A 25787-nucleotide genomic window follows, 5' to 3' on the forward strand; every position below is an offset into this window, starting at 1 on the left:
GATATTCGCAGGAGCAGAAGGATCAGTTCTTTGCGGCCCTCGATCGGGTTCAAAATGTCAGTGCCGCCGCGAGGGAACTCGGTTTCAATGTGATGACCTGTCACCAATGGATCCGCAAGGCTGGTTTGCCCCGGGGCAAAGTACGGAAGCAGTCGGTGCACCGGAAGTACACGGCTAGGCAGAAAGAGCAGTTCTTCGCCGTGTTCGACCGTCTTAAGAGCACCACGGAGGCTGCAAAGGAACTCGGGCTGAATCCCAATACGTGCGCCGCGTGGGTGCGGAAAGCCGGGCTGAAGGGTCAGGGAAAGCCGGGGACAGGTCCACACCCTGGAAGGGACGAGTTCTCCCGGCTGCGCAACGCCGGCGTGAGCCGACGGAAAGCTGCCGCGGCAGTTGGTATTCATTTACGGACCGCTGAGGAGTCGGGACCAGGGAATCCGGAAGTCCGGCGGACGACGCATTTATCCGGATGGCCGGGTGGTCGACTACAAACGTGGTGTGATCACTATGACCTCTGCCGCCGGCACAACAGAAACGGTCCAGGTCCCGGTGGCCGCGCTGGAGAAACCTATCCACCCGCGGTACCTCAACGTCAAGGAACGGGAACTTATCCGGGACCTGCAGGCCGCCGGATCCTCGGTGCGGGCGATCGCCCACGCCCTCGGCAGATCGCCCTCAACAGTCAGCCGCGAGTTGGCCCGAAACACCGATCCGCGGATGGGCTACCTTCCCCACGGTGCACATCGGAAGGCAACTGCCCGGCGGGCCCGGCCCAAGACAGCCAAACTCGCGGGCGAGTCGGACCTGCGTAAGTACGTGAAGGACAAGCTGCTCCTACGCTGGTCTCCGGAACAGATCAGCCACACGCTGGTCGAAGAGTTCCCCGACAACCCGGAGATGCGCGTGAGCCCAGAGACGATTTACCAGGCCCTCTACCTCCAAGCCAGAGGCGGACTTAAACGTGAGGTGCAAGCAGCTCTGCGGACCGGCCGGACCCGGCGAAAACCCCATGCCACCGCTGATCAGCGCACTCCCAGGTTCACCGACCCCATGATCATGATTTCCGAACGTCCGCCCGAGATCGAGGACCGCGCCATACCGGGGCATTGGGAGGGGGACCTCATCACTGGCGCCCACAACCAGTCCGCGATCGCGACCCTGGTCGAGCGCACCACCCGTTACCTAATGCTCGTCCACCTGCCAAAGGACCACTCTGCCTCAACCGTCCGTGACGGCCTCATCAAAACCATGGCCACCCTTCCGGCGCACCTTCGGGGATCCCTGACCTGGACCAGGGATCGGAAATGGCTGCCCACAAATCCTTCACTCTCGCCACCGACATGCAGGTCTACTTCTGCGACCCCGCAAGCCCGTGGCAACGCGGCTCGAACGAGAACACCAACGGCCTGCTGCGCCAGTACTTCCCCAAAGGCACCGATCTGTCTGTCTTCGGACCCGAGGACCTCGAACACGTCGCCCAGGAACTCAACGGCCGCCCACGCAAAACGCTCGGCTGGAAAACTCCAGCCGAGCGTTTACGTGATTTATGTTAACGCCAACCGAAAACAGGGCCAGTTTTGCCGATTGAAAACAGGGCCACGGGTTGCTGTTCTATTGTGCCTGAAGCTGGGTTCTTGTCTTGTTCCGGAGCCGGTAGCTGCTACCGGTGAGGTTCAGGACTTCTGCGTGGTGAACGATCCGGTCGATCATCGCCGAGGCCACTGTCGCGTCGCTGAAGACCTCGCCCCACCTGCTGAAGGCGAGGTTGCTGGTAAGCACCAGGGAGGCGTGTTCGTAGCGGGATGAGACTAACTGGAAGAACAGGTTGGCCGAGTCCTGGTCGAAGGGAATGTAGCCGACTTCGTCAACGATGAGCAGCTTGTAACGGCGCAGCTTGGCCAGTTCCTGGGCAGGCGTCCGCGGTCGTGGGCTTCGGCCAGTCTCGATACCCACCCGGTCGCGGTGTCGAACAGGACGCGATGCCCGGCGTGTGCGGCCCGGATCCCGATCCCGACGGCCAGGTGGGTTTTCCCGGTGCCGGGCGGGCCCAGAAGGACCACGTTCTTGGCTTCCTCCAGGAAGACCCCAGTTCCCAGGTGCGCGACGAGGTTCCGGTCCGCGGCGGGCTGGTGGTCGAAGTTGAACTCCTCCAGCAGCTTGTGTCCGGGGAACCTCGCGGCCCTGATCCGCAGGGCGGCCCCGGAGGCTTCGCGTTCGGCAACCTCGCGGGAGAGGACAGCGGCGAGGTATTCCTCGTGTGACCAGCCTGCCTCCCGGGCCCGGTCGCCGAGGGTACGGTAGCCGTCGGCGATCCGCGGGGCGCGCAGTGCGCGGGCGTAGTACTCGATGTCCTTCACTGCAGCGTTCACCGTGCTGCCCCGGAGAGCTCGCGGGCATCGTCGGGGATGGCGACGCCGAACAGTTCGTCATAGATCGACAGGTCACGTTCCTCCACTACCGTGGACCGTCCGGCCTTGACGCTGCGGTGGATCCGTCGGAGGGAGGCGGCCTTGTCTACGTGGCCGGGTCGGTGAAGATCTGGTGCCTGGCCCACCGCCGCTCATGGCTGGCCAGTAGCCGGCCGTCTGCGCTCACGGTGACTTTTTCCAGGTCTGCTTCGACGTTCACGATCCGCCCGATCGCGCCCGGGTCCACGGAATAGTCGTTGGAGAAGACCCGCACGTAGTAGTCCCGTGGTAGCCGGACGCTGCTGCGGAAGGCGAACTCGGGCGCCACTGGCGTTAACGGGCGCATCGCATCCCGGTCCCGGACGAAGAGCTCGATCGGACGGCCATGACGGGTCCGGGAGTAGCGCGCGTTCGCGCGTGGCAGCCAGTCCGCGAGCTGATCGTTGAAATCCAGCGGGGACGCGAACGTCCGTCCGGGCATGAAGCCTTGGCGGAAGTAACGGTTCATCCGCTCCACCACTCCTTTGGATTCCGGATCCCGTGGCGGCAACTGCCGGATCTCGCAGCCCAGGACGCCCGCGAACGCCGCCGCCGGCTCGGTCAGCCGGCCCTGGCCGATCCCTGATTCGTTGTCCCAGACCAGCTGCTTCGGGACCGCGCCGGCCTCCTGCAGCAGCGACCACATCCCGCCAAGCAGATCAAAGGTCGTGCGGGTCGGCAGCATCCTGGCCTGGATATATCCGGAGAACGCGCTCGTCATCACCAGCACCGGAGGCTTGCCCTCCTGCCCGTGCCCCAGGGGTAGCGGCTCATGGGGGAACCATAAATCGCACTGCATCGCCTGGCCCGGTTTATGGACCAGCCGGTCCACCGGATCCGCCGGCATAGATCGGGCCGGAGTCCACGGACCTTGTCCCGGAACAAGGATGCAGAGCCCGTCCAGCCGACGCGTTCGGCCAGTACTGAGGCCGGCATCGTCGGCGTCTGCACCAACAAGGCCCGCACCTGTGGCGCGTAAGCATCAAAGCTCGAACCGGCCGGTTTCCGCTCATACTTCGGTGGCCGCTCTGCCTCCAACGCCCGGTCCACCGTCCCCCGCGAAACCCCGAGCTGTTTAGCCAGCTCCCTCTTGGAGATCTTCTCCGTCGCGTATCGGTGGCGTATCTGCGCCCAAACATCCAATGTGATCACCTTCCATAATGGTCAGTGGCCTCATTTTCAGTTGGCGTTATTGGCCCGATTTTCGGTTGGCGTCAACAATTTACTACTAACCACCTAACCAGCAGGTGTTGCAACGACCCCTTGAAACCGCCATGCGTGCCACCGGTCCACTGTTGTGTTGTGCGCGTATTGTGCTGTGCGCGCCCTATTCGTCGTGGCCCTGGTCGCCACTCATCTGGTCCTCCGCCGGAGGCGTCTCACCCGGCGGCACTCCCCCGCCCGGTTCCAGGCCGGTGACGTTGCCTTCGGCAGGGTCCGGGTTCGCCGAGCCTGCCGAATCCTTGCCCGGGGCTGCCTGGGCGTCAGCGTGGCCCCTGCCCGGCTGGTCAGGATTGGCGGGATCATTTTCCGGATGGTAGCTGCTCATGGTGCGTGTCCTTCCTTCCCGGCCGCGGTTCTTCACCCCAGCTCTGGACTAATTGTAAGCATGCTGATAATTCTGGAGGGGTAGGGCCGGGCGGCCGCTGGGGCGCCCGCACGCACGATGTCAGGAGGAACAGAGATGGGAATCGGCGACAGCATCGGCAAGGCAGCGGAGAACGCCATGGAGGACCTGGCGGGTACATCGAAGCCCACGGAGAAGATGAACGTTCCCGACCCCACGGACCCCAATGACGACGTGGAGGTCCACTCCTCCATCAGCGAGGGGTCCAATGCAATGGAGGCGGAGAAGGAGAAGGCGCCGGGCTTGAAGACCGGGCCGGCTCCCGGGCCGGTCTCCGAGAGCCCCTTTGGCGGGGACACTGACGAAACGAACAATGACAGGGCGGAAGCAGGCCGTGGAACGGGCGACGACGGGCTGACAGGCAGTGCCGCCGCCGCGGGTGGGGCGGCTGCGGCAGGAAACGGGGGCCCCGGCGGCGTTGCGGGCGGGCTGCCGGACAGCAACCCGGACGAGCTGCGCGCCGACCCGACGGAGGGCGACCAGGACCCGTCCACCAGCACAGGCCGGGGCTAGCACCAGGTAAAACAGCGGATCAGGCGGGCGGCCCGGGCGGCCACCCGCCTCTTTCGACGAGGATCTCCTTGAGCAGGTCGCCTCGGTCGGTGACAAGGCCGTCCACGCCGAGGTCCAGCAGGCGGCGCATCTCGGCGGGATCGTTGATGGTCCAGACGTGCACCGCCAGGCCCAGGCCGTGCGCCCGGCGGACGAACCCGGGGGTGACAACTTCGATGCCACCGCGGCGGGCCGGAACCTGCAGTGCGTGGACGCCGGACAGGACGCGGCGCATCAGCCAGCGGAAGGCAGGTCCAGGCAGCAGCGGGCCCAGGCACGTGAAAAGAGCGATCGATGTAACCCCCGCCGAGGCCGCAACCGGGCGGCTGAGCAGCTTCAGCACCGCCCGCCGCCGCCGGTCCGAGAAGCTGGTGACCAGCACCCGGTCATGCACCCGGTGGCGCTCAATGGCGGCCGCCGTGCTGTTGACGGAGCTCCAGTCCTTGACGTCCAGGTTGAGCCGGATGCCGGGCAGTTCCGGAACCAGTTCGTCAAAGGTCGGGACGGGCTCACGGCCGCCGATGTTCACCCGGGCAACCTCCGCCGCCGTCAGCTCCGAAACCTTGCCCCTGCCGTCCGTCACCCGTTCCAGCGTGTCATCGTGGAAAAGGAGCAGCACGCCGTCGGACGTGGTGTGGACATCCGTCTCCAGGTAGCGGTAGCCGAGGTCCACGGCGGCCCGGAAGGCGGCCTTCGAGTTCTCCAGCCCCTCAAGGGAGAAGCCGCGGTGGGCCATCGCGATGGGCAGCTGGTTGCCGGCGGCATCCGGATTGGCGAAGAACGGCAGGGTCACAGTGCGAGCGTACCCGAGCTGGCCGGACCCTTGGCGCCGCCCCGGGTCAGTCTTCGAACGGCAGGATCTCGACCCCGTCGCCGCAGTGCAGCAGCGTCCGGCCGCGGCCGCCGTCAAGATTGATCCACACCACGGTGTTGTCCGGCGTGACGGCGTCCACCACGCCGCCGGCTTCGAACCCGGGGGTCAGCAGGACCCGGACGCGGTCGCCCTGCCGCAGCTTCTTCCAGTGCGGCGCAGGCGTTGCCCTGCGCAGTGGTGCATCGGCGGTATCGCGCTTGGTATTCCGTGCCATCCCTACCCCTTCGGCCTGCCGGAGAGGAGTCTGCTCTCCGGGCTTCACGCTACGGAGCAAAGGTGAACGCGAGGTGAGCGCCAGCTGTGAATACGGCGGCGGCCGCGGAAATCAGGAACGCGGGGCGCCCAGGGAAGCGAGGCGCGCCTCCAGGACCTGGGCCACGCCGTCGTCGTCGAAGTGCGGCGCACGCTGGCCCGCCGCGCGGATGGCCTCCGGGTGGCCGCTGGCCATGGCGTAGCCGTGCCCGGCCCAGCGGAGCATCTCGATGTCGTTGGGCATGTCGCCGAAGGCCACCACGTCGGAGGCGTCAATGCCCAGCGCCCGAGCGTATTCGGCAAGGGTGACGGCCTTGTTCACGCCCGGCAGGGACAGTTCCAGCATGGCCACGCCCGGCGAGGAGTGCGTGGCGGCGGCGAGATGTTCGACGGCGGGACGCACCTCGGCGAGGAAGTCGTCCGGAGTGCCGTCCCGGACAATGGCGAGGAACTTCACCACGCTGTCATCGCCAACCAGGGTTTCCCGCAGCGGCGCCGGCGTGAACTGCGACAGCAGTTCGCTCGACTCGTTTTCGATGAACCCGGGCTCAAGGTGGAACCCGGTCAGCGTTTCCGCGGCAAACAGGGCAGCCGGGCGGAGGTCCTTGATGATCCGGCGGATTTCCAGCACCGCGGCGATGCCGAGCGTGCGGGCGGAGACCAACTTGTCCGCTTCGAGGTCCCAGACCACAGCCCCGTTGGAGCAGATGACCGTCCCGGTATGGCCCAGCTGGTCCTGGAGCGGATGCAGCCAGCGGGGCGGCCGGCCGGTGACGAAGACGAGTTCGACGCCGGCGTCCCGGCAGGCGTGGAAGGCGCGGACGGTGCGGTCGCTGATTTTTCCGTCGTGCCCGAGGATCGTTCCGTCAATATCGCTTGCCACCAACCGCATCCTGCAAGTCTACGTGGCGGCGGCCAAGGGGATGATTCCCGCAGCTGGGAGGTCCGCTTGTCAGCCTGCAGCGCTACACTGAACTAATCGAACAAATATTCGAATAAGGGTGTGTTGTGGGCGTTATTATTGGTCCCCGCGTGATAGATGCGGGTGCCTCGTACCTGTCGGTCCTGATCTCCCCTGTCGCGGTTGCGGCCGGCTTCCCGTCGCCGGCGCAGGACTACTTCGATGGCCGGATCGACCTGAACGCGCACCTGATCAAGGACATCACCAGCACATTCGTGGTGCGCGTAACCGGAGATTCGATGGAGGGCGCCGGCATCAGCGACGGCGACGAACTGATCGTGAACCGGGCCCTTGAGCCCAAGGACGGCTCGGTGGTGGTCGCCGTGCTGGATGGAGAACTGACAGTCAAGCGGCTGCGCATCACGCCCACGGGGGTGGTGCTGCAGGCGGAGAACCCGAAGTACCCGGACATCCGGGTCCCCGCCTTGTCCGAGCTGACGGTGTGGGGCGTGGCCACCAGGTGCCTGCACCATGTGTGACCCGCAGACTGCGGAAGGAGGGCCATGCCCAAGCCTGTCCTGATGCGGCAGATGCCGCAGATCGCCCACGTGGATGTGAACTGCTTTTACGCCTCGGCCGAGCGCGCCTTTGATCCGTCGCTCGAAGGGCGGCCGCTGATCGTCCTGTCCAACAATGACGGCTGCGCGGTGACCCGCTCCCCCGAGGCGAAGGCGCTGGGCATCCGGACCGGCGACCCTGCTTCAAACTCGCACCCCGGGCAAAGGAGTGGGGCCTGGTGGCCAGGTCCAGCAACTACGAGCTGTACGGCGATATCAGCGCCCGGGTCATGGAGCTGCTCGGCAGGCATTCGGCGTGGCTGGAGGTCTACAGCATCGACGAGGCCTTCCTGGGCGTGAAGGGCCGGCCCGAAGAGCTGCTGGCGCTCGGCCGGACCATGAAGGCCGAGGTCCGGCGGAACGTGGGCGTCCCGGTCTGCGTGGGGATAGCGCCCACCAAGACGCTGGCCAAGCTGTGCAACAAGTGGGCGAAAAACAACGCCTCCTTCGGCGGGGTGTGCCACTGGGAGGCCGTGCCGGCACCGGTTAAGGAGTCCCTGCTGGCCCGGCTTCCCGTGGACGAGGTGTGGGGCATCGCGGGCCGGCTGACCAGGCGCCTGAATGTCCTGGGCATCTTCACGGTGCTGGACCTGGTCCGGGCGGATCCTGTGGTCATCCGCGACAAGTTCTCGGTAGTGGTGATGCGCACGGTGCTGGAACTGCGCGGCATCCCCTGCATTCCCATGGAGGAGGAGCGCCTGGGCCGGGACCAGCTCATCTTTTCCCGCTCCTTCTCCACGCCGGTGACCACTGTTGACGGCATGCGCCAGGTGCTCAGCATCTATGGCCAGCAGGCGAGCGCCAGGCTCGCAAAACACGGCCTGCAGGCAAAAGTCCTGACAGCGTTCGCCGCCACGTCCCCGTTCAGGCAGAACGAGCAGGCCTACCCTTCGGTGTGCCTGTCCCTTCCCATGCCCACGGCGGATCCGCTCCTGCTGACCAAAGCCACGCATGCCCTGCTGCCCCACATCCGGAACGGGCTCAAGTACGCCAAGGCCGGCCTCATGCTCACGGACCTGCGCCCCACCGGCAACCAGTCTCCCCTGGAACCCTTCGAGAACCGGCATGAAGAGCGCGGCATCGGCCCGCTCCTGGAGGATGTGAGCCGCCGCTTCGGGCGCGGCTCCATCGGGCTTGGCCACGGCGGCATCAAAGGCGGCGTGGACTGGTCCATGAAGCGCGGCATGCAGTCCCCCCGGTACACCACGCACTGGGACGAGCTCCCGCTGGTGAAGGCGGCCTAAGGCTTGTCAGGCCGGGGGCTCCGGCAGGGCGGACGGTCCGTCGAACATGGCACCGGTGCTGGCCTGCGGCACCACCACGTGGACGGCGTTCCGCTCGATGGCGAAGTCGGCGGGCGTGACGGCCGCGATCTCGCCGTCGAGGTTCACCGGCATCGGCGGTTCGGTGACCAGCCGGACGGACCGGCTGGTCAGGTGGTACACCCGGTCGTGCTCCACGAAGCTCCCATTCCGGAGCAGCCGGGCGATCTTTACATGCTCCCGGAGCGGCGCCGCCAGGATGGCGTAAATGTCGAGGATGTGGTCGTCGATCCCGGCCGTGGGCGAAACCGTGTTGCCGCCGCCGTAGTGCCTGCCGTTGCCGACCGCCACCTGGAGCAGGCCCTCAAGCTGCAATGGCTCGTGGTCCCCGTCCGGGAACTCAAGCCGCGCACGGAACGGCTTGTGCCGGGCATACGAACGCAGGGTCGCAATGGCGTACGCCAGCGGCCCCAGGCGCCGCTTCAGGCCGGGGCTGAGCGCCTCGGTCACCTGGACGGACAGGCCGGCGGAGGCGACGTTGAGGAAGGGCTGCCCGTTGGCGCGCCCCAGGTCGATGTCCACCACCTTCCCACCGGCGATGGCGGCACATGCCTGGGCCAGGTTGTCCGGGATTTGCAGGGTCCGGGCGAGGTCGTTGGCGGTGCCCAGCGGAAGGACGCCGAGCATCACTTCGGTGCCGGCGATCCGGCCGGCGGCATAGGAAACCGTCCCGTCGCCGCCACCCACGACCAGCAGGTCATGCCCGTCCGCAACCACCCGGTCCAGCGTCCCGGCCAGCTCGGCCCCCGAATGCACGTGATGCACTGCGGAGACCGGCACGCCTGCCTTCTGCAGCGCTTCCACCGCCAGTTCGCGCGCGGCCGCCCCGCGGCGTGATCCGGAGTTAATGACCAGGGCAGCAGAGCGGGCCTCTCGGGCAACCTTCATGTGGGACATGTTAGGTCCATCTGGCCGGGAAATGCCTGTGGGCGCCCCCTCCGCCGAGTGGTGGAGGGGACGCCCTTCCTGGCTATGGTCCCAGGTTGAACAGCGCTACGGGTTGGACAGTGCTACTGGTTGGACAGCGCTACTGGTTGGACAGTGCTACGGATTTGATAGGGGCGCTGATACCAGCTGCGGTTCCGCCGGAGCATCCGGATCGCGGACGCCGGCGGTGGGCAGGGCTGCGGCGGGCTGGGCTGCCGCGGGCCTGGCAGCGGCTGCATGCTCGGCCAGGACACCTGTCTGGTGCCGGATCTTCAGCCGGTACAGCAGGGTCCCGCCTATGGCGACCGCGCCCACGAAGATCACGCCGCCCCACTGCAGGTACCACTCAAAGGGCGGCACCGAGTTGTAGATCTCCGGCCGGGGCCAGATCAGGTTCAGCGTCATGGCGCCGCCCCACAGGACCGCGAGGATGTTCACCGGGAGACCCCACTTGCCCAGGCTGAACCCGGCCTTTCCGTGGGTGTCGTCCGAGAGCGGCCATTTCTTCAGGAAGCGCCGCCGCAGCAACGGGACGGTGACCAGCAGGTAGGAGAGGTAGATCAGCACGATGCTGATGCTGGACAGGATGGTGAAAATGGCGGGCTGGGAGACGTTGACGATCAGCGGCATGATGGCGATGAGTCCGATGACGATGGCCGCCACCGTGGGCGTCTTCCGCTCCGGGTGTACTTTGCTGAGCTGGCGGCTGAAGGGCAGGTTGTTGTCCCGGGCCATGGCGAACATCATGCGGATGGCTGCGGCGTGGACGGCGAGGGTGCAGACGAACACGGCGACGACGATGCACACCAGGAAGGCCTTGCCGAACGGGCCTCCCAGCACGGAGAGCACGATGTACTGCAGGCCGCCGTCGGCAGAGCCCAGCTTGGGGTCGTTCAGGTCCGGGGCGGCCAGGAGCCCGCCGAGGAGAATGAGCCCGCCGAGGATGAAGGACGCCGTGATTGCCCGCAGGATGGCCTTGGGGGCGGTCTTCTTGGGATCCTTCGTCTCCTCGCCGAGGGAACTGGCGGTGTCGAAGCCGTACATCACGTACCCCGATGCCATGGCGCCGATGAGGAACACCCCGAAGAAGCCAAGGTCGTGGTCCATGCCGTAGCCCTCGGTGCTGAAAAGGGCTTCCGGCCCCCGCACCACATGCCAGCCCAGGGCCAGGATGAGGAGCACTGCGGCGGCGAGTTCCACGAAGACGCCGATGCTGTTGATTTTGGTCATCAGCTTCACGCCGAAGGCGTTGATGAGCGTCGAGATGGAGATCATGATGCTGGCGAGCAGCACGCCGTTGAGGGCGAAATCGTAGGTGCCGGTGCCGTCTCCGATGATCTGGAAACCGGACCAGATCTGGGGCAGGGTCAGCTGCAGCGCCAGGGCCACGGCCCCGAGCGCCACGATCGAGGAAATGAGCAGCAGCCAGCCGGCCAGCCAGGCGAACGTCCCGGACGAGAGCTGTTTGGCCCAGTTGTAGACCGATCCGGCCACCGGATAGCGGCCGGCCAGCTCGGCGAAGCAGAGGGCCACCATGAGCTGGCCGGCGAAGACGATGGGCCAGGACCATGCGTAGGCCGGCCCGGCCATGGAGAAGCCAAAGTAGAACAGTTGAAAAACGCCGGTGAGGATGGAGATGTAGCTGACGCCGGCCGCGAAGCTGGCAAACTTGCCGATGCTGCGGTCCAGGGTCTGGGCATAGCCGAACTCGTCCATGCCACTTGAATCAGTACTCTTGCTGGGTTCCAACATCCGAACTCCTAGATGAGAAAAGCACGATGGTGATGCCCCGCGGCCGCCATTGGACGCGGGTGATATCGGTGGCCGGGCGCCACGCCTGCAGCGCCCGGCCGTTTCCCCCAAATGCTGTTGCTAGCCGGCGGCCCCACCCCGGCGCCGGCAGGTGGGCCGACCAGCCGCTGGGTGCGGGCTGGATGTTCTGCCAGATATGTTTTGCCTCGCGGTATTCATTGAGTCCCGCGCTGCCGAGCTCCCGGCCGATGCCGGACTTTCCGAAGCCGCCCCACTCCGCCTGCGGGACGTACGGGTGATAGTCGTTGATCCATACTGTTCCGTGCCGGAGGCCGCCCGCAACACGTTGCGCCTTGGATGCGTCCGAGGTCCAGACCGCGCCGGCCAGGCCGTACTCCGTGTCGTTGGCGATGGCCACGGCCTCGGCCTCGGTCCGGAACGTCTCGACGGTCAGCACCGGGCCGAATGACTCCTCCTGCAGCACGCTCATGCCGGAGCGGCAGTTGCCGAGCACCGTGGGCGGGTAGAAGAAGCCGTCCGCGAGCGGTCCCTCGTCCGGGATGTAGCCGCCGCACAACAGCTCGGCGCCCTCCGCAATCCCGGCCTGGACATAGGCGTGGACCTGGTCCCGGTGCTTGGCGGAGATCAGCGGGCCCGTCTCGGCGTCGGGATCGAAGGGCCCGCCCATCCGGATCTTTTGCGCCCGCTCCACCACCTCAGCCACGAACCGTTCCGCGATGGACTCTTCGACGACGAGCCGCGCCCCTGCCGAGCAGACCTGGCCGGAGTGCAGGAACACGGCGGTCAGGGCGTTGTCGACGGCGGCGTCCCAGTCCGCGTCCGCGAAGACGACGTTGGGGTTCTTTCCGCCGAGCTCAAAGGCGACGCGCTTCACCGTCTCCGCGGCGGCGGCCATGATGGTCTGGCCGGTGGCCAGGCTGCCGGTCAGGGAGACGAGGTCGACGCGCGGGTCGGAGCTGAGCGGGCCGCCCACCTTCGACCCGCTTCCGGTCACCAGGTTTGCGACGCCGGCGGGAACCCCGGCTTCCGCGAGGGTCTCCATGAGCAGGATGGCGGTGGACGGCGTGAGCTCGCTGGGCTTGAGCACAAACGAGTTTCCCGCGACGAGCGCCGGGGCCACCTTCCAGGCGGCCTGCAGGAGCGGGTAGTTCCACGGGGCGATGAGGGCACAGACGCCCAGCGGCTCGTACACCACGCGGCTGATGGCGTTCGGGCGGCCGGTGTCGATCACCCGGCCGGCGTCGAGGCCTGCGATCTTTCCGTAGTACCGGAAGCAGGCGGCGATATCGTCGATGTCGTATTCGGCTTCGACGAGGCGCTTGCCGGTATCGAGCGCCTCGGCCCGGGCGTAGGCGGCCTTGTCCCGCTCCAGCAGGTCGGCCACGCGGAGCATGACCGCTCCGCGTTCAAGGTCGGTGAGCCGGCGCCAGGGGCCGCCGTCGAACGCGGAACGTGCACTGGCGATGGCCCGCTCCGCGTCCTCCGGCGTCGACTTGGCAACAACTGCCACCTCGCTGCCGTCTGCAGGACAGCGCACGACTGTTGTGCCGCCGTCGGACGCCTGCTGCCAGGCGCCGTCGATGTACAGGCCCTTGATGGTGTCCTGCGCTTGGCCGGCCTGCTGGGCCTGCTGTGCCTGCTCAACGGTGGCGGTCATGGTTGCTCCTTTTCCTGTGCATCAATCATGCCTAGGCCCTGCCTGCCGGGGCAGCGGCGGCGTTCCGCTCCAGCGGGCTGATGCCGTGCCGGTAGAACTCCGCGTGCTGCGGCGCCAGGGTGCCTTGCCGGCGATCAGGTCGGCGGCCTTTTCGGCGAGCATCATCACGGGGGCGTAGATGTTGCCGTTGGTGACGTAGGGCATGGCCGAAGCGTCGACCACGCGGAGGCCGCGGGTGCCGTGCACGGTCATGTCCAGGGGTTCACCACGGCCATCGGATCGGAGTCCGGGCCCATCTTGGCGGTGCAGGACGGGTGCAGCGCCGTCTCGGCGTCGCGGGCAACCCAGTCCAGGATCTCGGCGTCGGTCTGCACCGCACGGCCGGGGAAAGTTCGCCGCCGTTGAAGGGGCTCATGGCGGACTGGCCCAGGATGTCGCGGGCCACGTGGATGGCCTCGACCCATTCACGGCGGTCCTGGTCGGTGGACAGGTAGTTGAACACCATGGACGGGTGCACGGTGGGGTCGGTGGACTTGATCTTGAGGGTGCCGCGGGCGTCCGAGTACATGGGCCCGATGTGCACCTGGTAGCCGTGCTTGGCGTCCGCCTTCTGGCCGTCGTAGCGGACGGCCACCGGGAGGAAGTGGAACATCAGGTTCGGGTACGCCACGTCCTCGTTGGAGCGGACGAAGCCGCCGCCCTCGAAGTGGTTGGTGGCGGCCGGGCCCTTGCGGCCGAACATCCACTGCATGCCGATCCACGGCATGCGCCAGACGTCCAGGGCCGGCTGCATGGACACCGGCTGGGTGCAGGCGTGCTGGATGTAGACCTCCAGGTGGTCCTGCAGGTTTTGGCCGACGCCGGGCAGGTTGACCACGGAGTTGATGCCCAGGGAGTTCAGGTGGGCGGCGTCGCCGACGCCGGAGAGCTGGAGCAGCTGCGGGGTGTTGATGGCGCCGCCGGCCAGGATCACCTCGCCCGCGTTCACCTGGTGGGTCTTGCCGTTGCGGCGGTAGGTGACACCGGTGGCCACGTTGCCCGTGAAGTTGATCTTGGTGGCCAGTGCCCGGGTCAGGACGGTCAGGTTGTTCCGGCCGAAGTTGGGCCGCAGGTAGGCGCGCGACGCCGAGAGCCGCTGGCCTTTGTGCACGTTGCGGTCAAAGGCCGCGAAGCCTTCCTGGCGGTAGCCGTTGACGTCGTCCGTCAGCGGGTAGCCGGCTTCCTGCGCGGCTTTGAAGAACGCCTGGAAGAGCGGGTTCGTGGCTGGACCGCGTTCCAGGACCAGCGGACCGTCATGCCCGCGGAGTTCATCGTCCGGGTCGGCGGCGAGCGCGTTTTCCATCCGGTTGAAGTACGGCAGGCAGTGCGCGAAGTCCCAGGTCTCCATGCCGGGGTCGGCACCCCAGCGCTCGTAGTCGAGGGGGTTGCCGCGCTGGAAGATCATGCCGTTGATCGAGCTTGAGCCGCCCAGGACCTTGCCGCGGGCATGTGCCACGCGGCGGCCGCCCATGTAGGGCTCGGGGTCCGACTCGTAGCGCCAGTCATAAAGCGGGTTGCCGCTGGGGAAGGTGAGCGCGGCGGGCATCTGGATGAAGAGGTCCCAGGGTAGTCGCTCCGCCCGGCCTCGAGGACCAGGACGCTGGCCCGGCCGCCGTCGCTCAGCCGGTTGGCGAGCACGGAACCCGCGCTTCCGCCGCCGACGATGACGTAGTCGTAACTGGTTTTTGTCATGCTGCTAAATCTCCTTCTGCCTGGGGGAGGCCTCCCGCACTTCGCGGTGGCCGTCCAGGGAATGGGTCAGTGGTCAGGCTGTGGCGGAGGAGCTTCGCCGGTGAAGCCCTCCAGGAAAGATGGGCTCCGCTTGTGTGGTGCAGGTCATACCCAAGGACAGTAATCCAGTTTGAACGAGTGTTCAATAGGTCTGCTGGACAAACGTTCAAAATTTACAAGGGCGTAACGCGGGCTCGCTTGCAGAGCGCGGATTTCCGCGTTTTTCGAGGCACCCTTTGGGCAGGTTGTACCGTTCCTGGCTCAAATGTGACGCGGCAGCGGAACCCGATCCGGGCGCGCCGAAGGGCGGCGGATTCGTTTGGTCCGCCGGGGTATTGGAGCATGCCGTTAGGCGGCGAAGGCGATTTCTTCGGTCCGGGCGATGCTTCGCTGGATCGAGGCTTCGTCCACGCCCAGGAGGGCTGTCAGCCACATGCCGTTCTGCACGACGACGATGTCGGCCGCCCGCTCCCTGCACACGTCGGCGGACAGCTCGGGCCGCGCATTCGCCAGCAGTGCGGCGAGCCCCCTGAGGTAGCGGTCAAACGCTGCCGCATTGATGTGCGCGAAGTCCTCATGGGCCTGGGCGAGTGCCCACAAGTGAAGGCGGAGGGACAGGTGCTGGGTGGTGAGGAACTCCGGGTCGGCGACGCGCCGGAGGGCTTTCCGGAGTTGTTCGTCCGGGGGTGACGCGGGGTCGGGTGCCACCAGCCTCAGGTCGCGTTCATCGATCCGGTGCAGGGCGGCGCGGATCAGGCTCGTCTTGTCCTCGTAGTAGTAGTTCACGAGCCCCAGCGCCACCCCGGCTTCGCGGGCCACGGCACGCATGCTCACACCCGAGATGCCGTGGCGCGACAGGAGGTCCAGTGCCGCCTCGAGGATGCGGGCCTGCCGGTCGACCTGTTCGCCGGAGTTCACGGTGCTTGTGTCCACCCGGCCAGAATATGGGGAACACGCAGGCGGTGCATCCCGGGTGCCGGGCGCGGGCTCTCCTAGTGGGCCTGGCCGGCACCGATTTCGACGACCATCACTCCGGCGGAAATGAGCAGGATCCCGACGGCCATGGTGCGCGTCAGCGGTTCCTTGAACAGGACGCGGCTGGCCACCGCTGTCAGCGCCACGCCGCAGGCCACCCAGATGCCGTACCCCACCCCAAGGGGCATCCCATGGTCAAGCGCCAGGCTCAGGAACCCAAAGGCCGCTACGTAGCCGGACACGATGGGAACCAGCCACACCTTCTTTTTCAGGCCCTCCGAGGCGCGCAGGGACATGGTTGCCGCAACTTCGGTGAGAATGGCCAAGCCGAGGAAAACCAGGTCACGCCTGCTCCTCCCCGCGGCCGGCACGGTGGGCCTTTTGCGATCCGGCTTCCACGGTGATGACTCCCGCCAGGATCAGCGCGATGCCGAAGCCCATCAGCCACGTCAGCGGCTCGTCGAAGATCGCGGCCGACAACAGTGCAGTAGCGGTGACACCACCGGCGCCCCAGGCGCCGTAGGCGACGCTGATGCTCATTCCCAGGCGCAGGCAGACGGTCAGCAGGAAGAAGGCGGCGGCATAGCCGGCGACCACCAGGACGTACCAGCCCGGCGCTTCCAGGGCCGCCTTCAGGGCCAGGGTGGCGCTGACTTCCGTGACGACGGCTCCGCCGAGGTAAAGCCACCGCCTCACTCCGCTCCCCCTTCATCGATCAGGCCGAGGATGTGGGCCACGATTGCCGTGCTGTCGGCCTTGCCGGGGGCACCCACGCCGCTGGCCTGGGCAGCCCACAGTCCGTTCGCCGCCAGCCGGGCAGTCAGAAGCCTCGCCCGCCGTGCAGGTGGCGTCCCGTCCGGGATCAAGAGCCAGTGGTCCAGGTGCCGGGCCCAGGCCTGCTGCAGCTCGGCCCGGCATGAGGAGTGGAACCACAAGGCCCACTCCGCACGCATGTTCTGCCCGTCAGCCGCTGCCTGGACATAGGAGCGGTACCGTTCCTCCACCGTTCCGTCGCTGCCGCCCAGAAGTGCCACCATCCTGCGCTCCAGCTGGCAGGCGGCGTACTCCACCAGGGCGACCATCAACGCATCCCGGCTTGGAAAGTGGTACATCAGCCCGGGCTTGGTGACACCCGCCTCCGAAGCCACTGCATCCAGGGTGATGGCGGCGCCTTGGTTGCGCGCCGCCACACGCAGGCCCGCTTCAAGGATTTGGGGCCGCTGACTCTCTCTCACCCTCAAACTTTACCATCCGGACGGTAAAGTTTGAGCGCCGTTCCCGCCCTCTGCAGGCCGTCCCAAAAAGACGAAGCGCGACGTTTCTTGACGCTCCGCTACGCCGTATTGAGCGTCCGCGTCTTCCCGTGAACGCCTGCTACAGGAACGATTGTGGGGCCGCTGGGCGCTCCGTACTCTCAACGCATCAGACCCAGCAAAGGAATCCCAATGTCAGAACCAACAGAGAAGAGCCCGCAGAACGCGGGAAACTCCACCCGCATTGTCGCCGGCCAGGCAGCACCCAAGCGCCCCCCTCGGCCTCAAAATCGGCATCGCAGCAGCAGTCCTCGCCCTCGTTGGCGGTGGCGCCGCCGTCGCCTCCGCCGTCAACAGCACCAACGCCGGGACTGCTCCTGCTGCCGAAGCTGCACCCGCCGGAAACCCCGCGGCTGAACTGAAGCTCGGCTACTTCGGCAACGTCACCCACGCTCCCGCACTGGTGGGCGTGAGCCAGGGCCACATCGCTAGGGAGCTCGGGGACACCAAACTCAGCACCCAGGTGTTCAACGCAGGCCCCGCCGCCATCGAGGCGCTGAACGCCGGCGCCATCGACGCCACCTACATCGGCCCCAACCCGGCCATCAACTCCTTCATCAAGAGCCAGGGCGAGTCGATCCACATCATCGCCGGCGCTGCGGCAGGCGGCGCCCAGCTGGTGGTCAAGCCGGAGATCAGCTCCGCGGCGGACCTGAAGGGTAAGACGCTCGCCTCGCCGCAGCTCGGCGGCACGCAGGACGTTGCGCTCCGCGCCTGGCTCTCCTCCAGGGCTACAAGACCAACGTGGACGGCAGCGGCGACGTGGCCATCAACCCGACCGAAAACGCCCAGACGCTCAAGCTGTTCCAGGACGGAAAGCTCGACGGCGCGTGGCTGCCCGAGCCGTGGGCGTCACGCCTCGTGCTGACCGCCGGAGCGAAGGTGCTCGTCGACGAAAAGGACCTCTGGGACGGCTCCCTCTCCGGTAAGCCCGGCGAGTTCCCCACCACCATCCTCATCGTGAACCAGAAGTTCGCGGCCGAGCACCCGGACACCGTGAAGGCCCTCCTCAAGGGCCATGCGAAGTCGGTGGATTGGCTGAACAGCGCGTCCGACGGCGAAAAGGCCAGCGTCATCAACGCCGCCCTCAAGGAGGCTGCCGGCGCGGAGCTGAAGGCGGACGTGATCGACCGCTCGCTGAAGAACATCGTGTTCACCGTGGACCCGCTGGCCGGAACCTACCAGAAGCTCCTGGCCGACGGCGTCACCGCCGGGACCACCAAGCAGGCCGACATCAACGGCATCTTCGACCTCGCCGCGCTCAATGAGGTGACGGACGGGAAGACCTCGGCGGCAGGCCTCGGCAAGGAGTAGGCGAAGGCAGCCGCGCTCACCTGGTCCCCGCCGCAAGCGAGGCCCGGAGTTTTCCGGCCAGGTGCACCAGGAGCCCGGCCACGAGGAACGCGACGAGTACCTCCGCCGTCGTGATGAGAACGGCCGGCCAGCCACCTTCGAGTGTCGGATCGAGGAAGTCGTAGACATACCAGCCATCCATGCCGCCGCGTACCCAGGAAAAGACGAGGAAGGCAACGGGGTAGCCCAACCATGCAAGGGGACGCCACCACGTGCCGCGGGCAGTCCTGGTCACCAGCAGCCAGTCGAGTGCAACGAACAATGGCGCCAGCCGGTGGTGTGCCAACTGCGGCCAGTAGAGGTTCCAGCTCCACCAGGGTTCGTCGGCAGGAGCGATCAGGACGATGTAGATGATGCCGGTCATCACCAGATAGAGGACGAGGGCGCCGAACAGGTGGTCCCACCACTGCGGCAGCCGGGCCCTTGGCCGCCAGGCTGAAGCCAGGAGCACCAGTGCGAGCACGAGGTTCCCCTGCACCGTGAATTCCGAGTAGAGCTGGGCGATGTCCACATCGCTGCCCGGCAACGTCGCATCGTAGGTCTTCTGGATAACGGCCGCCAGCACGAAGATGCCCACCGCGGCACGCAGCACCCGGACCCACAGACGGTCCGGATGCAAGGCGTGGTTGACGGAAGCGCGGCGATCGACGGCGGAGGGGAGCATGAGTTCACCGGTCATTCGCCCAGTGTGGCGGCCCGGACCGGGTAGCACTAGAGCCGTTGCACCCCGCGTCAGCCCGCGGAGACCCCGTTCATCTCGGCCCGCGTGGGCGGATTGGCTCCGGGGCGGGAAACGGTGACGGCGGCTGCCCGGGCAGCGTGCTCAAGGAGTTCGGCGAGGCTTTCGGCGGGCAGTTCGCGGAGGTCCTTGCGGTTCTGGGCACCGTCCAGGCCGCGGTCCACGATGCCGGACAGCAGCGCGGCCATGAAGGAATCCCCTGCGCCCACGGTGTCCGCCACGTCCACTTTCGGGGCCGGGCATTCCGCTTCGCCGGCGGCGGTGATGCCCCAGGGCCCGGCCGCGCCGCGGGTGACCACCACCATGGCCGGCCTTTCGGTCCTGCCGAGAGTCATCCAGCGCCGGGCCGATTCCAGCACATCCTCACCGGGGTACAGCCAGGCCAGGTCCTCGTCGGAGGCCTTGACCACGTCCGCGAGGGACACGAACTTTTCGGTGTGGCGGCGGGCGTAATCGACGTCCGTGATGATGCTCGGCCGGCAGTTGGGGTCAAAGCTGATGGTGGCGGACGGGTGCGCGTATTCGACGGCGGCGAGGACGTCGGTTGCGCCCGGCGCCAGCATCGTGGCAATGGACCCGGTGTGCAGCAGGGTGGTGCCCTGCAGCATGAAGCCCAGCCGGTCGGCGATGCCGGGAAGCTCCCAGGCGAGGTCGAACGTGTAGGTGGCGGCGCCGTCGTCGTCAATCAGGGCGGTGGCCACGCTGGTGGGCAGGTCATCCGGGCCCAGCGGGAGCATGACGGAGCTGGCGCGGAGGTGCGCGGCCACGGAGTCACCGTAGGCGTCCCGTCCGTAGCGGCCGATGAACTGCACCGGGTGGTCAAGGCGGGCCAGGCCCACCGCGACGTTGAGCGGGCTGCCGCCCACGTGGGCCTCGATTCCCGAGGCGCGCTGGACAACGTCAACAAGGCCTTCGCCAATAACAGTGAGCATGGTCATACTCTGCCAGAGATGGGCCGCTGCCAGCAGTTCGTGTCAGCGCAACAGCTCCAGCAGGAGTTCCCGGCACGTCCGGTAGGCCTCCGCGCCGGGGTCGATCAGCTCGAAGTGGTCGCCGGGGACGGTCACCAGCCGCGGGGGCACCGGCCCCGAGCGGCCCGCGTCAACGTACCCTGCGGACATTGCCGGCGGGACGTCGTCGTCATCCTCCGCATGGACGGCGAAGACGGGGACGTCCAGCGGCAGCGCAGCCATCGGATCCGCGTACCGGTACCGGCCGGGAAAGTCCGACGGCGGTCCGCCCAGCAGGTTGGCCACCGCACCGTCGCTGAGGCGTAGCCTTTCCGCCCCTGCCAGGTCCAGGACGCCGGACTGGCTCACCACGCCGGCGAGCCGGACGCCGGCGTTGTTTGCCCGGACCTTCCCCTCCTCCTCCGTCAGGCCCAGGGAGCCCAGCCTGTCCCGTCCCGCCGCCCAGACCGCGAGGTGCCCGCCCGCCGAATGGCCCAGCGCCACCACCTTTCCGAGGTCCAGAGAGTGCGGCCCTGCCAATTCACCCAGTGTGTCGATTCCGGCGAGGATGTCCTGGAAGGTGCCGGGCCAGCCGCCACCGTTGCCCGCCCGCCGGTATTCCAGGTTCCAGGCGGCCACGCCGTGCTCCGCCAAATCCAGCGCCAGCGGTTCGCCCAGCTCAGCGCCGTACTTGGCGCGCCAGTAGCCGCCGTGGATGACCACCACCACGCCCCGCGGCCCGGACTCGGCTGGCCGTGGCGGCAGAAACAGCTCGCCCCACTGGCTGGGGTCCTGGCCGTAAGAGTAGCGGCGGCGCTCAATCATGAGCCGAGACTACAGCGAGTGACGCCGTCGTCCTTTCCGTTTGGCGGGCGACCTTTGTGGGCACGTTCCTGTCATGGATTCCTCTGAAGCAGTCACCACCCACGATTCGACGGTCGACGACTGGACCCGCGCCCTGGCCGAGTCCACCGGCTCGCCCGGGGGCGGCGCCGGCACGGGAGTCATGCTGGCCATCGCCGCGTCCCTGACCTCCATGGTCGCCGGCTACTCCGAGAAGGAGGACGACGGCGGCAGGGTCGCCTCAATCAAAGAACGCGCGCAGCAGCTCCGCCGGGAAGCGCTCAAACTTGCTGATGACGATTCGACGGCGTCCCGGGCCTTCGGCGCAGCGTTCCGGCTGGAGCCGGGACCGGAACGCGACGGGGCCATCCGCAACGCATCCGTGGAGGCCGCCAAGGCCTCAGCCGTCCTCGGCGAGCGCGCCATCGACGCGATCGACGACCTCGCCTGGCTGGCGGACAAGGGGAACCCCGCGCTCGTGGCCGACGCCGTCGTCGCGTTCGGGGCCCTCCGGGCGGCGGTGGCCGGAGCCCGGACGAACGTCAGCTTCGACTTGGGGTCGCTGCGGTCCGCCGGCACCTCGCTGGAGGATGTCCGGGAGCAGCACCCGGACCTGTGGGATAACGTAGAACGCCTCACCGCCGCCCTGGACCGGATCGACGGCCTGGCCGCCCGGATTGATGACCGCGCCGCCCCCACCGATAGCATCTGAGGGCACGGTTCCCCTGCTTGGGCTGCCCGGCGGGAGATAGCGCCGGGCTTGGCGGACCGGGATAGGGGACACGAATTTTGGACGGAGTCTTAAAGGGCTTCTTTGTTGTGGGCGCCGTCATGCTGGTCGGCTACATCCTGGGCCGGACCAACGCGCTGGGCCCGCACGGCACTAAGGTGCTGTCCACCCTGACGTTCCTGGTGGGGCTGCCCAGCCTGATGTTTTCCATGATCGCCACCCGGCACATCTCGGACGTCCTCAGCGAAACCGGCCTGATCTCGGTGGCCACAGCCGCGGCCATGATGGTCCTGTTCGCCATCATCGGAGCGATCGCCAGGTGGGGCGTCCGCCGGACCACCATCGGCGCACTGGCCACCGGCATCGTCAACTCCACCAACCTCGGCGTTCCGCTCTCCCTCTATGTGCTGGGCAGTGCCACGTACGTCACGCCCATCATGCTGTTCCAGCTGGCCATCGTCACTCCCATCGCGCTGACCATCCTGGACCTCAGCAATCCCGGCGGTGAGAAGCCCTCCGCCGGGCGGATCGTCGCCACGCCCTTCCGCAACCCCGTGACCGTGGCGGCCATCCTCGGGATCGTCGTCAGCGCCGCCGGCATCCCCGTTCCGGAACTGGTGCTGGATCCCCTCTCGCTGATTGCCCAGGTGACCGTGCCGCTCATGCTGATCATCTTTGGCATGTCACTGCACGGGCTCTCACCCCGCGGCAGCAGCGGCGACGGCGCCCCGACGCTGGTGGCCGTCTTCCTCAAGTCCGTCGCCCAGCCCGTCCTTGCCTGGGCCCTGGCGGTGTTCGTGTTCCGCTTGGACACCTTCAGCACCTTCGTGGTCACGGCCTGCGCCATCCTGCCCACCGGGCAGAACGTGGTCCTGTACGCAGTCCGCTATCGGGTGGGTGAAGGCCTGGCACAGTCGACGGCGGTGCTCACCTCGGCGCTTGCCGTTCCCCTGCTGCTCGGGGCGGCGTGGGTGCTGAACTAATCAGGCATCCTCGAGCCAGTCCGGGTCGCGTCGCATTCCCGCTTGGTGTCCTACCCCCGCCGTAAGCTGGGAGCATGCCGAGTAACTGGGAAAGCCTTGACGCGCCGCTGCGTGAGTCCGTGCAGCACAACGTGGAGATCTACGAGCGCGTCCGTCCCGCCCTGAAGCTCGTCACCAAGGATGTCCTGATCATCATGCGGGACATGCTCAAGGACACCGAGGTCACCCCGCTCTTCGTCACCGGCCGGACCAAGACCGTCGACTCGTTCAAGGAAAAGATCTCCCGGACCGAGGAGCCGCTGGAACCGGGCGGGCCCCGCGTGCTGAAGTTCCCGGACCCCTTCCGGACCCTCAATGACATGGTGGGAATCCGTGTCATCACCAGGCTGCCGGCGGAGAATGCGACCGTGGCCAACCTGATCAAGCGCCAGCGCCAGCTGTTTGACTGCCGCGGCGACCGCGAGAAGGACATCGGCTCCATCGAATCCGGCACCTACGGCTACTCCAGCCGGCACCTGATCCTGCGGACCATCCAGAACGAGGCCGTCAAGGAATACCAGCAGGTCTTCAACCCGGACGCCCAGCCCAACGGCAGCTACTTCTTCGAGTGCCAGATCCGCACCATCTTCGCCCATGCCTGGAGCGAGATCGAGCATGACATCCGCTTCAAGGCCGAGGACCCGCGCGCCTGGACACCGCACTTCGACCGCCAGTTCACCGCCACCGCCGCCATGCTGGAAACGGTGGAGACGGCCTTCGCGGACCTGCACGAACGCTATGAGGAGGTCCGCAGCTTCTGGGACATGGACGGCGAGGGTGCGGCGCCGCTCACGCCCAACCGCATCCGCGACGTCTGGCGGACCCTGCTGCCGCACGTTGACCGGAAAGTCGACGACGACTGGGGCTGGGCAGCCGAACTTCTCGCCGCGCACGGCCTCAACCAGACCATGCAGCTGGCCGGACTGCTCAGCGCCAACCGGATCACCGAGGTCCGCAAGGCACTGGACCACCGCTACTCCCCCGGGCCGGACCGCCTCCTGGACGACCTCCTGTTGTGGCAGTACGGCAAAAAGCACATCGAACTCACCGCAGAAGCGCCCGACGTCGTCCCGCACCCCCGGCGCGACAGCCTCATGCGGCGGCTCAAACAGATCGAACGGTACCGGCTGACGAAGAAGTAGCAGTCATCGGGTGCCTCCTCGCTAAATCAGCACGCTGCAACCCTTGACCACGGGTACGGCATCCTTTTAGTTTAGAGGGTGACCTAAATCAGCAGCGCGCAGGCTTCGAACGGGGACTCTTTGCGTCTCCCAATATTTGCGAAGAAGCAAAACCGGATGGAGAAGCTATGAAGCAGCCACAAGCCCTGGTGGTCCGTGGCGGCTGGGACGGCCACCAGCCCTACGAGGCCACCGAGCTCTTCATTCCCTTCCTCAAAGACAGCGGCTACGACGTGCGCGTGGAGGAATCGCCCAAGGTCTACGCGGACGCCGGGTACATGGTAGGCGTGGACCTGGTCATGCAGTGCATGACCATGAGTACCATCGAGAAGGACGAGTTCGCCGGGCTGCGCGCCGCTATAGAGAACGGGACAGGGCTTGCCGGCTGGCACGGCGGGATCGCCGATTCCTACCGGAACACCTCCGACTACCTGCAGCTGATCGGCGGCCAGTTCGCCTGCCACCCGGGCAAGCACCCTGATGCGTGCGTCGGTGAACAGTCCGACAACTATGTGCCCTACACCGTCAACATGCTGCCGGCAGCAGCGGAGCACCCGATCACCAAGGGGATCAAGGACTTCGATCTGGTCACCGAGCAGTACTGGGTGCTCGCCGACGATTACATCGACGTCCTCGCCACCACCACGCAGACAGTCCGGGAATGGGATCCCTGGAACCGTGAAGTCACGTCCCCCGCCATCTGGACCCGCCAATGGGGCAAAGGGCGGATCTTCGTCGCCACCCCGGGCCACCGGGTGGAAATCCTCCAGGACACCAACGTCCGCACCATCATCGAAAGGGGCCTGCTGTGGGCAAGCCGTTGAAACTGGGAATCATTGGCTGCGGAGCCATCATTGGGCAGTACCTCGCGAGTTTCCGCCGGCTTCCGGACCTCGAACTCGTGGCGGTGGCCGACCTGGACCTGAAGCGCGCGCAGGCAGTGGCGGAACAGTACGACGGCGTCCGTGCCGTCACCGTTGAGGAACTCCTCGCCGCGGACGACGTCGAACTGGTTGTAAACCTCACCATCCCGGCCGCGCACGCCGAGGTGGCGTTGAAGGTGATCGCCGCAGGAAAAGGCGTGTACGGCGAGAAACCCCTCGCAGCCACAACAGCCGAGGCACGCCAGGTGCTGGACGCAGCGGGCGAGGCGGGTGTCGCCGTCGGCTGTGCCCCGGACACCGTCCTTGGCACGGGCATCCAGACGGCACGCAAGGCAATCGACGACGGCCTCATCGGGGCGCCGATCTCCGCGACCGCCACCATGGCCACGCCTGGCCATGAGCGCTGGCACCCGAATCCGGACTTCTACTACCAGCCCGGCGGCGGCCCGCTCCTGGACATGGGCCCCTACTACGTGACCGCACTGGTAACCCTGCTGGGCCCGGTCGTCTCGGTGATGGGAGCCGCAAGCCACACCCGCAGTGAGCGGACCATCGGATCCGGGCCCCGCCAGGGCGAAAAGGTCCCGGTGAACATCGACTCCCACGTGACCGGTGTCCTGACCCATGCCTCCGGTGCGCTCTCCACCCTGGTCATGAGCTTCGACGCCGTGAAGTCCAAGTCGCCGAACATCGAGATCCACGGCGAGCTCGGATCGCTGATCGTGCCCGACCCCAACCACTTCGACGGCGATGTCCAACTGTTCACCCTGGACGCTGGTGGCTGGGAGACCCTTCCGGTGTCGGCCGGATACCTTGATTCCGGACGGGGCTTCGGCATCGCGGACCTGGCCGCCACCCCGCCGGGCCGTGAGCCGCGGGCGGGCGGCACCCTGGCCTACCACGTCCTGGAGGTCATGGAATCCGTCCTCGAATCAGCCCGCACCGGTTCTTCCGTGCGCATCGAGAGCACCGTGGAGCGGCCGGAGGGCGTCGAACTGGCTACGTTGGCACAACAGGCGGACGCGCTGCAGGCCCGGTGACCGCGTCCCGGAAACGGATAGCGTCAGCAGAAGATCAC

At 67.0% G+C, this 25787-nt stretch carries 23 protein-coding genes and 5 pseudogenes; 10 read left to right on the forward strand and 18 right to left on the reverse strand.

Features of this window, described 5'->3' with window-relative positions; translation table 11 throughout:
- Positions 1–155 precede the first annotated feature (155 nt).
- Positions 156–1553 (forward strand): annotated as a pseudogene (locus tag ACPEE0_RS19070) (IS30 family transposase).
- Between the two features lie 58 nt (positions 1554–1611).
- On the opposite strand, the pseudogene istB reads toward ACPEE0_RS19070, so the two are convergent.
- The 4 genes and pseudogenes from istB to ACPEE0_RS19090 all read right to left on the reverse strand — a co-directional run bounded on the left by istB (position 1612) and on the right by ACPEE0_RS19090 (position 3996).
- Positions 1612–2369 (reverse strand): annotated as a pseudogene (gene istB / locus ACPEE0_RS19075) (IS21-like element helper ATPase IstB).
- The gene (locus ACPEE0_RS19080; RefSeq protein WP_424575344.1) at positions 2366–2554 is read right to left on the reverse strand and encodes a hypothetical protein; all 189 of its coding nucleotides are present in this window, start codon (positions 2552–2554) and stop codon (positions 2366–2368) included. The pseudogene istB and the gene ACPEE0_RS19080 overlap by 4 nt, the downstream one beginning before the upstream one ends.
- The gene (locus tag ACPEE0_RS19085; protein ID WP_424575064.1) at positions 2515–3279 is read right to left on the reverse strand and encodes a Mu transposase domain-containing protein; all 765 of its coding nucleotides are present in this window, start codon (positions 3277–3279) and stop codon (positions 2515–2517) included. The genes ACPEE0_RS19080 and ACPEE0_RS19085 overlap by 40 nt, the downstream gene beginning before the upstream one ends.
- Positions 3280–3774: 495 nt before the next feature.
- Positions 3775–3996: a DUF6480 family protein gene (locus ACPEE0_RS19090; RefSeq protein WP_424575065.1), complete on the reverse strand. Its 222-nt coding sequence runs from the start codon at positions 3994–3996 to the stop codon at positions 3775–3777.
- Between the two features lie 135 nt (positions 3997–4131).
- Between ACPEE0_RS19090 and ACPEE0_RS19095 the strand changes: the two genes are divergently transcribed.
- Positions 4132–4587 carry a hypothetical protein gene (locus tag ACPEE0_RS19095; RefSeq protein ID WP_354177173.1) on the forward strand — a complete coding sequence of 152 codons (456 nt, stop codon included), beginning with the start codon at positions 4132–4134 and terminating at the stop codon, positions 4585–4587.
- A gap of 19 nt (positions 4588–4606) precedes the next feature.
- On the opposite strand, the gene ACPEE0_RS19100 is transcribed toward ACPEE0_RS19095, so the two are convergent.
- The 3 genes from ACPEE0_RS19100 to ACPEE0_RS19110 all read right to left on the reverse strand — a co-directional run bounded on the left by ACPEE0_RS19100 (position 4607) and on the right by ACPEE0_RS19110 (position 6644).
- Positions 4607–5419 carry a glycerophosphodiester phosphodiesterase gene (locus ACPEE0_RS19100; RefSeq protein WP_354177171.1) on the reverse strand — a complete coding sequence of 271 codons (813 nt, stop codon included), beginning with the start codon at positions 5417–5419 and terminating at the stop codon, positions 4607–4609.
- A gap of 46 nt (positions 5420–5465) precedes the next feature.
- Positions 5466–5714: a hypothetical protein gene (locus ACPEE0_RS19105; protein WP_009357596.1), complete on the reverse strand. Its 249-nt coding sequence runs from the start codon at positions 5712–5714 to the stop codon at positions 5466–5468.
- Positions 5715–5825: 111 nt separating this feature from the next.
- Positions 5826–6644 carry a Cof-type HAD-IIB family hydrolase gene (locus ACPEE0_RS19110; RefSeq protein ID WP_035752476.1) on the reverse strand — a complete coding sequence of 273 codons (819 nt, stop codon included), beginning with the start codon at positions 6642–6644 and terminating at the stop codon, positions 5826–5828.
- 116 nt (positions 6645–6760) lie between these two features.
- Between ACPEE0_RS19110 and ACPEE0_RS19115 the strand changes: the two genes are divergently transcribed.
- On the forward strand, positions 6761–7192 hold the full coding sequence (locus ACPEE0_RS19115) for a LexA family protein (protein ID WP_009357594.1): 432 nt from the start codon (positions 6761–6763) through the stop codon (positions 7190–7192).
- 24 nt (positions 7193–7216) lie between these two features.
- A pseudogene (locus tag ACPEE0_RS19120) lies at positions 7217–8514 on the forward strand (Y-family DNA polymerase).
- 6 nt (positions 8515–8520) lie between these two features.
- On the opposite strand, the gene ACPEE0_RS19125 reads toward ACPEE0_RS19120, so the two are convergent.
- The 8 genes and pseudogenes from ACPEE0_RS19125 to ACPEE0_RS19160 all read right to left on the reverse strand — a co-directional run bounded on the left by ACPEE0_RS19125 (position 8521) and on the right by ACPEE0_RS19160 (position 16929).
- Positions 8521–9489 carry a lipid kinase gene (locus ACPEE0_RS19125; RefSeq protein ID WP_424575066.1) on the reverse strand — a complete coding sequence of 323 codons (969 nt, stop codon included), beginning with the start codon at positions 9487–9489 and terminating at the stop codon, positions 8521–8523.
- 147 nt (positions 9490–9636) lie between these two features.
- A complete protein-coding gene (locus tag ACPEE0_RS19130; protein WP_424575067.1) occupies positions 9637–11271 on the reverse strand; it encodes an APC family permease in 1635 nt (544 codons plus the stop codon).
- Positions 11246–12949, reverse strand: a complete 1704-nt coding sequence (locus ACPEE0_RS19135) for an aldehyde dehydrogenase family protein (RefSeq protein ID WP_424575068.1) — start codon at positions 12947–12949, stop codon at positions 11246–11248. The genes ACPEE0_RS19130 and ACPEE0_RS19135 overlap by 26 nt, the downstream gene beginning before the upstream one ends.
- A gap of 31 nt (positions 12950–12980) precedes the next feature.
- Positions 12981–14680 (reverse strand): annotated as a pseudogene (gene betA, locus ACPEE0_RS19140) (choline dehydrogenase).
- A 387-nt stretch (positions 14681–15067) separates the two neighbouring features.
- Positions 15068–15652, reverse strand: coding sequence for a TetR/AcrR family transcriptional regulator (locus ACPEE0_RS19145; protein ID WP_424575069.1), 585 nt, complete (start codon positions 15650–15652; stop codon positions 15068–15070).
- 59 nt (positions 15653–15711) lie between these two features.
- Positions 15712–16035 (reverse strand): DMT family transporter, encoded by a 324-nt coding sequence (locus ACPEE0_RS19150; protein WP_424575306.1) that lies wholly within the window; start codon positions 16033–16035, stop codon positions 15712–15714.
- A 1-nt stretch (position 16036) separates the two neighbouring features.
- Positions 16037–16390 (reverse strand): DMT family transporter, encoded by a 354-nt coding sequence (locus ACPEE0_RS19155; protein ID WP_424575070.1) that lies wholly within the window; start codon positions 16388–16390, stop codon positions 16037–16039.
- A complete protein-coding gene (locus tag ACPEE0_RS19160) occupies positions 16387–16929 on the reverse strand; it encodes a TetR/AcrR family transcriptional regulator (protein WP_424575071.1) in 543 nt (180 codons plus the stop codon). The genes ACPEE0_RS19155 and ACPEE0_RS19160 overlap by 4 nt, the downstream gene beginning before the upstream one ends.
- A gap of 210 nt (positions 16930–17139) precedes the next feature.
- On the opposite strand from ACPEE0_RS19160, the pseudogene ACPEE0_RS19165 reads away from it, so the two are divergent.
- Positions 17140–18321, forward strand: a pseudogene (locus ACPEE0_RS19165) (ABC transporter substrate-binding protein).
- A gap of 16 nt (positions 18322–18337) precedes the next feature.
- Here ACPEE0_RS19165 and ACPEE0_RS19170 read toward each other — a convergent pair.
- From ACPEE0_RS19170 to ACPEE0_RS19180, 3 genes are read right to left on the reverse strand one after another with little or no spacing between them, the layout of a single operon-like run.
- Positions 18338–19039, reverse strand: a complete 702-nt coding sequence (locus ACPEE0_RS19170) for a Pr6Pr family membrane protein (RefSeq protein WP_424575072.1) — start codon at positions 19037–19039, stop codon at positions 18338–18340.
- A gap of 53 nt (positions 19040–19092) precedes the next feature.
- On the reverse strand, positions 19093–20031 hold the full coding sequence (locus tag ACPEE0_RS19175; RefSeq protein ID WP_407710336.1) for a carbohydrate kinase family protein: 939 nt from the start codon (positions 20029–20031) through the stop codon (positions 19093–19095).
- A gap of 42 nt (positions 20032–20073) precedes the next feature.
- Positions 20074–20874, reverse strand: coding sequence for an alpha/beta hydrolase family protein (locus ACPEE0_RS19180; protein ID WP_407710335.1), 801 nt, complete (start codon positions 20872–20874; stop codon positions 20074–20076).
- A gap of 73 nt (positions 20875–20947) precedes the next feature.
- Between ACPEE0_RS19180 and ACPEE0_RS19185 the strand changes: the two genes are divergently transcribed.
- The 5 genes from ACPEE0_RS19185 (at position 20948) to ACPEE0_RS19205 (ending at position 25749) form a co-directional block, all read left to right on the forward strand.
- A complete protein-coding gene (locus ACPEE0_RS19185; protein ID WP_407710334.1) occupies positions 20948–21604 on the forward strand; it encodes a cyclodeaminase/cyclohydrolase family protein in 657 nt (218 codons plus the stop codon).
- A gap of 77 nt (positions 21605–21681) precedes the next feature.
- Positions 21682–22605, forward strand: a complete 924-nt coding sequence (locus tag ACPEE0_RS19190) for an AEC family transporter (RefSeq protein WP_424575073.1) — start codon at positions 21682–21684, stop codon at positions 22603–22605.
- Between the two features lie 74 nt (positions 22606–22679).
- Positions 22680–23786 (forward strand): GTP pyrophosphokinase, encoded by a 1107-nt coding sequence (locus ACPEE0_RS19195; RefSeq protein ID WP_424575074.1) that lies wholly within the window; start codon positions 22680–22682, stop codon positions 23784–23786.
- A 167-nt stretch (positions 23787–23953) separates the two neighbouring features.
- On the forward strand, positions 23954–24649 hold the full coding sequence (locus ACPEE0_RS19200) for a ThuA domain-containing protein (protein WP_354177152.1): 696 nt from the start codon (positions 23954–23956) through the stop codon (positions 24647–24649).
- On the forward strand, positions 24634–25749 hold the full coding sequence (locus tag ACPEE0_RS19205) for a Gfo/Idh/MocA family protein (protein WP_424575075.1): 1116 nt from the start codon (positions 24634–24636) through the stop codon (positions 25747–25749). The genes ACPEE0_RS19200 and ACPEE0_RS19205 overlap by 16 nt, the downstream gene beginning before the upstream one ends.
- Positions 25750–25787: the final 38 nt, after the last annotated feature.

Source organism: Arthrobacter sp. SD76 (assembly GCF_049726125.1).
In the GTDB taxonomy this organism is placed as follows: domain Bacteria; phylum Actinomycetota; class Actinomycetes; order Actinomycetales; family Micrococcaceae; genus Arthrobacter; species Arthrobacter nitrophenolicus.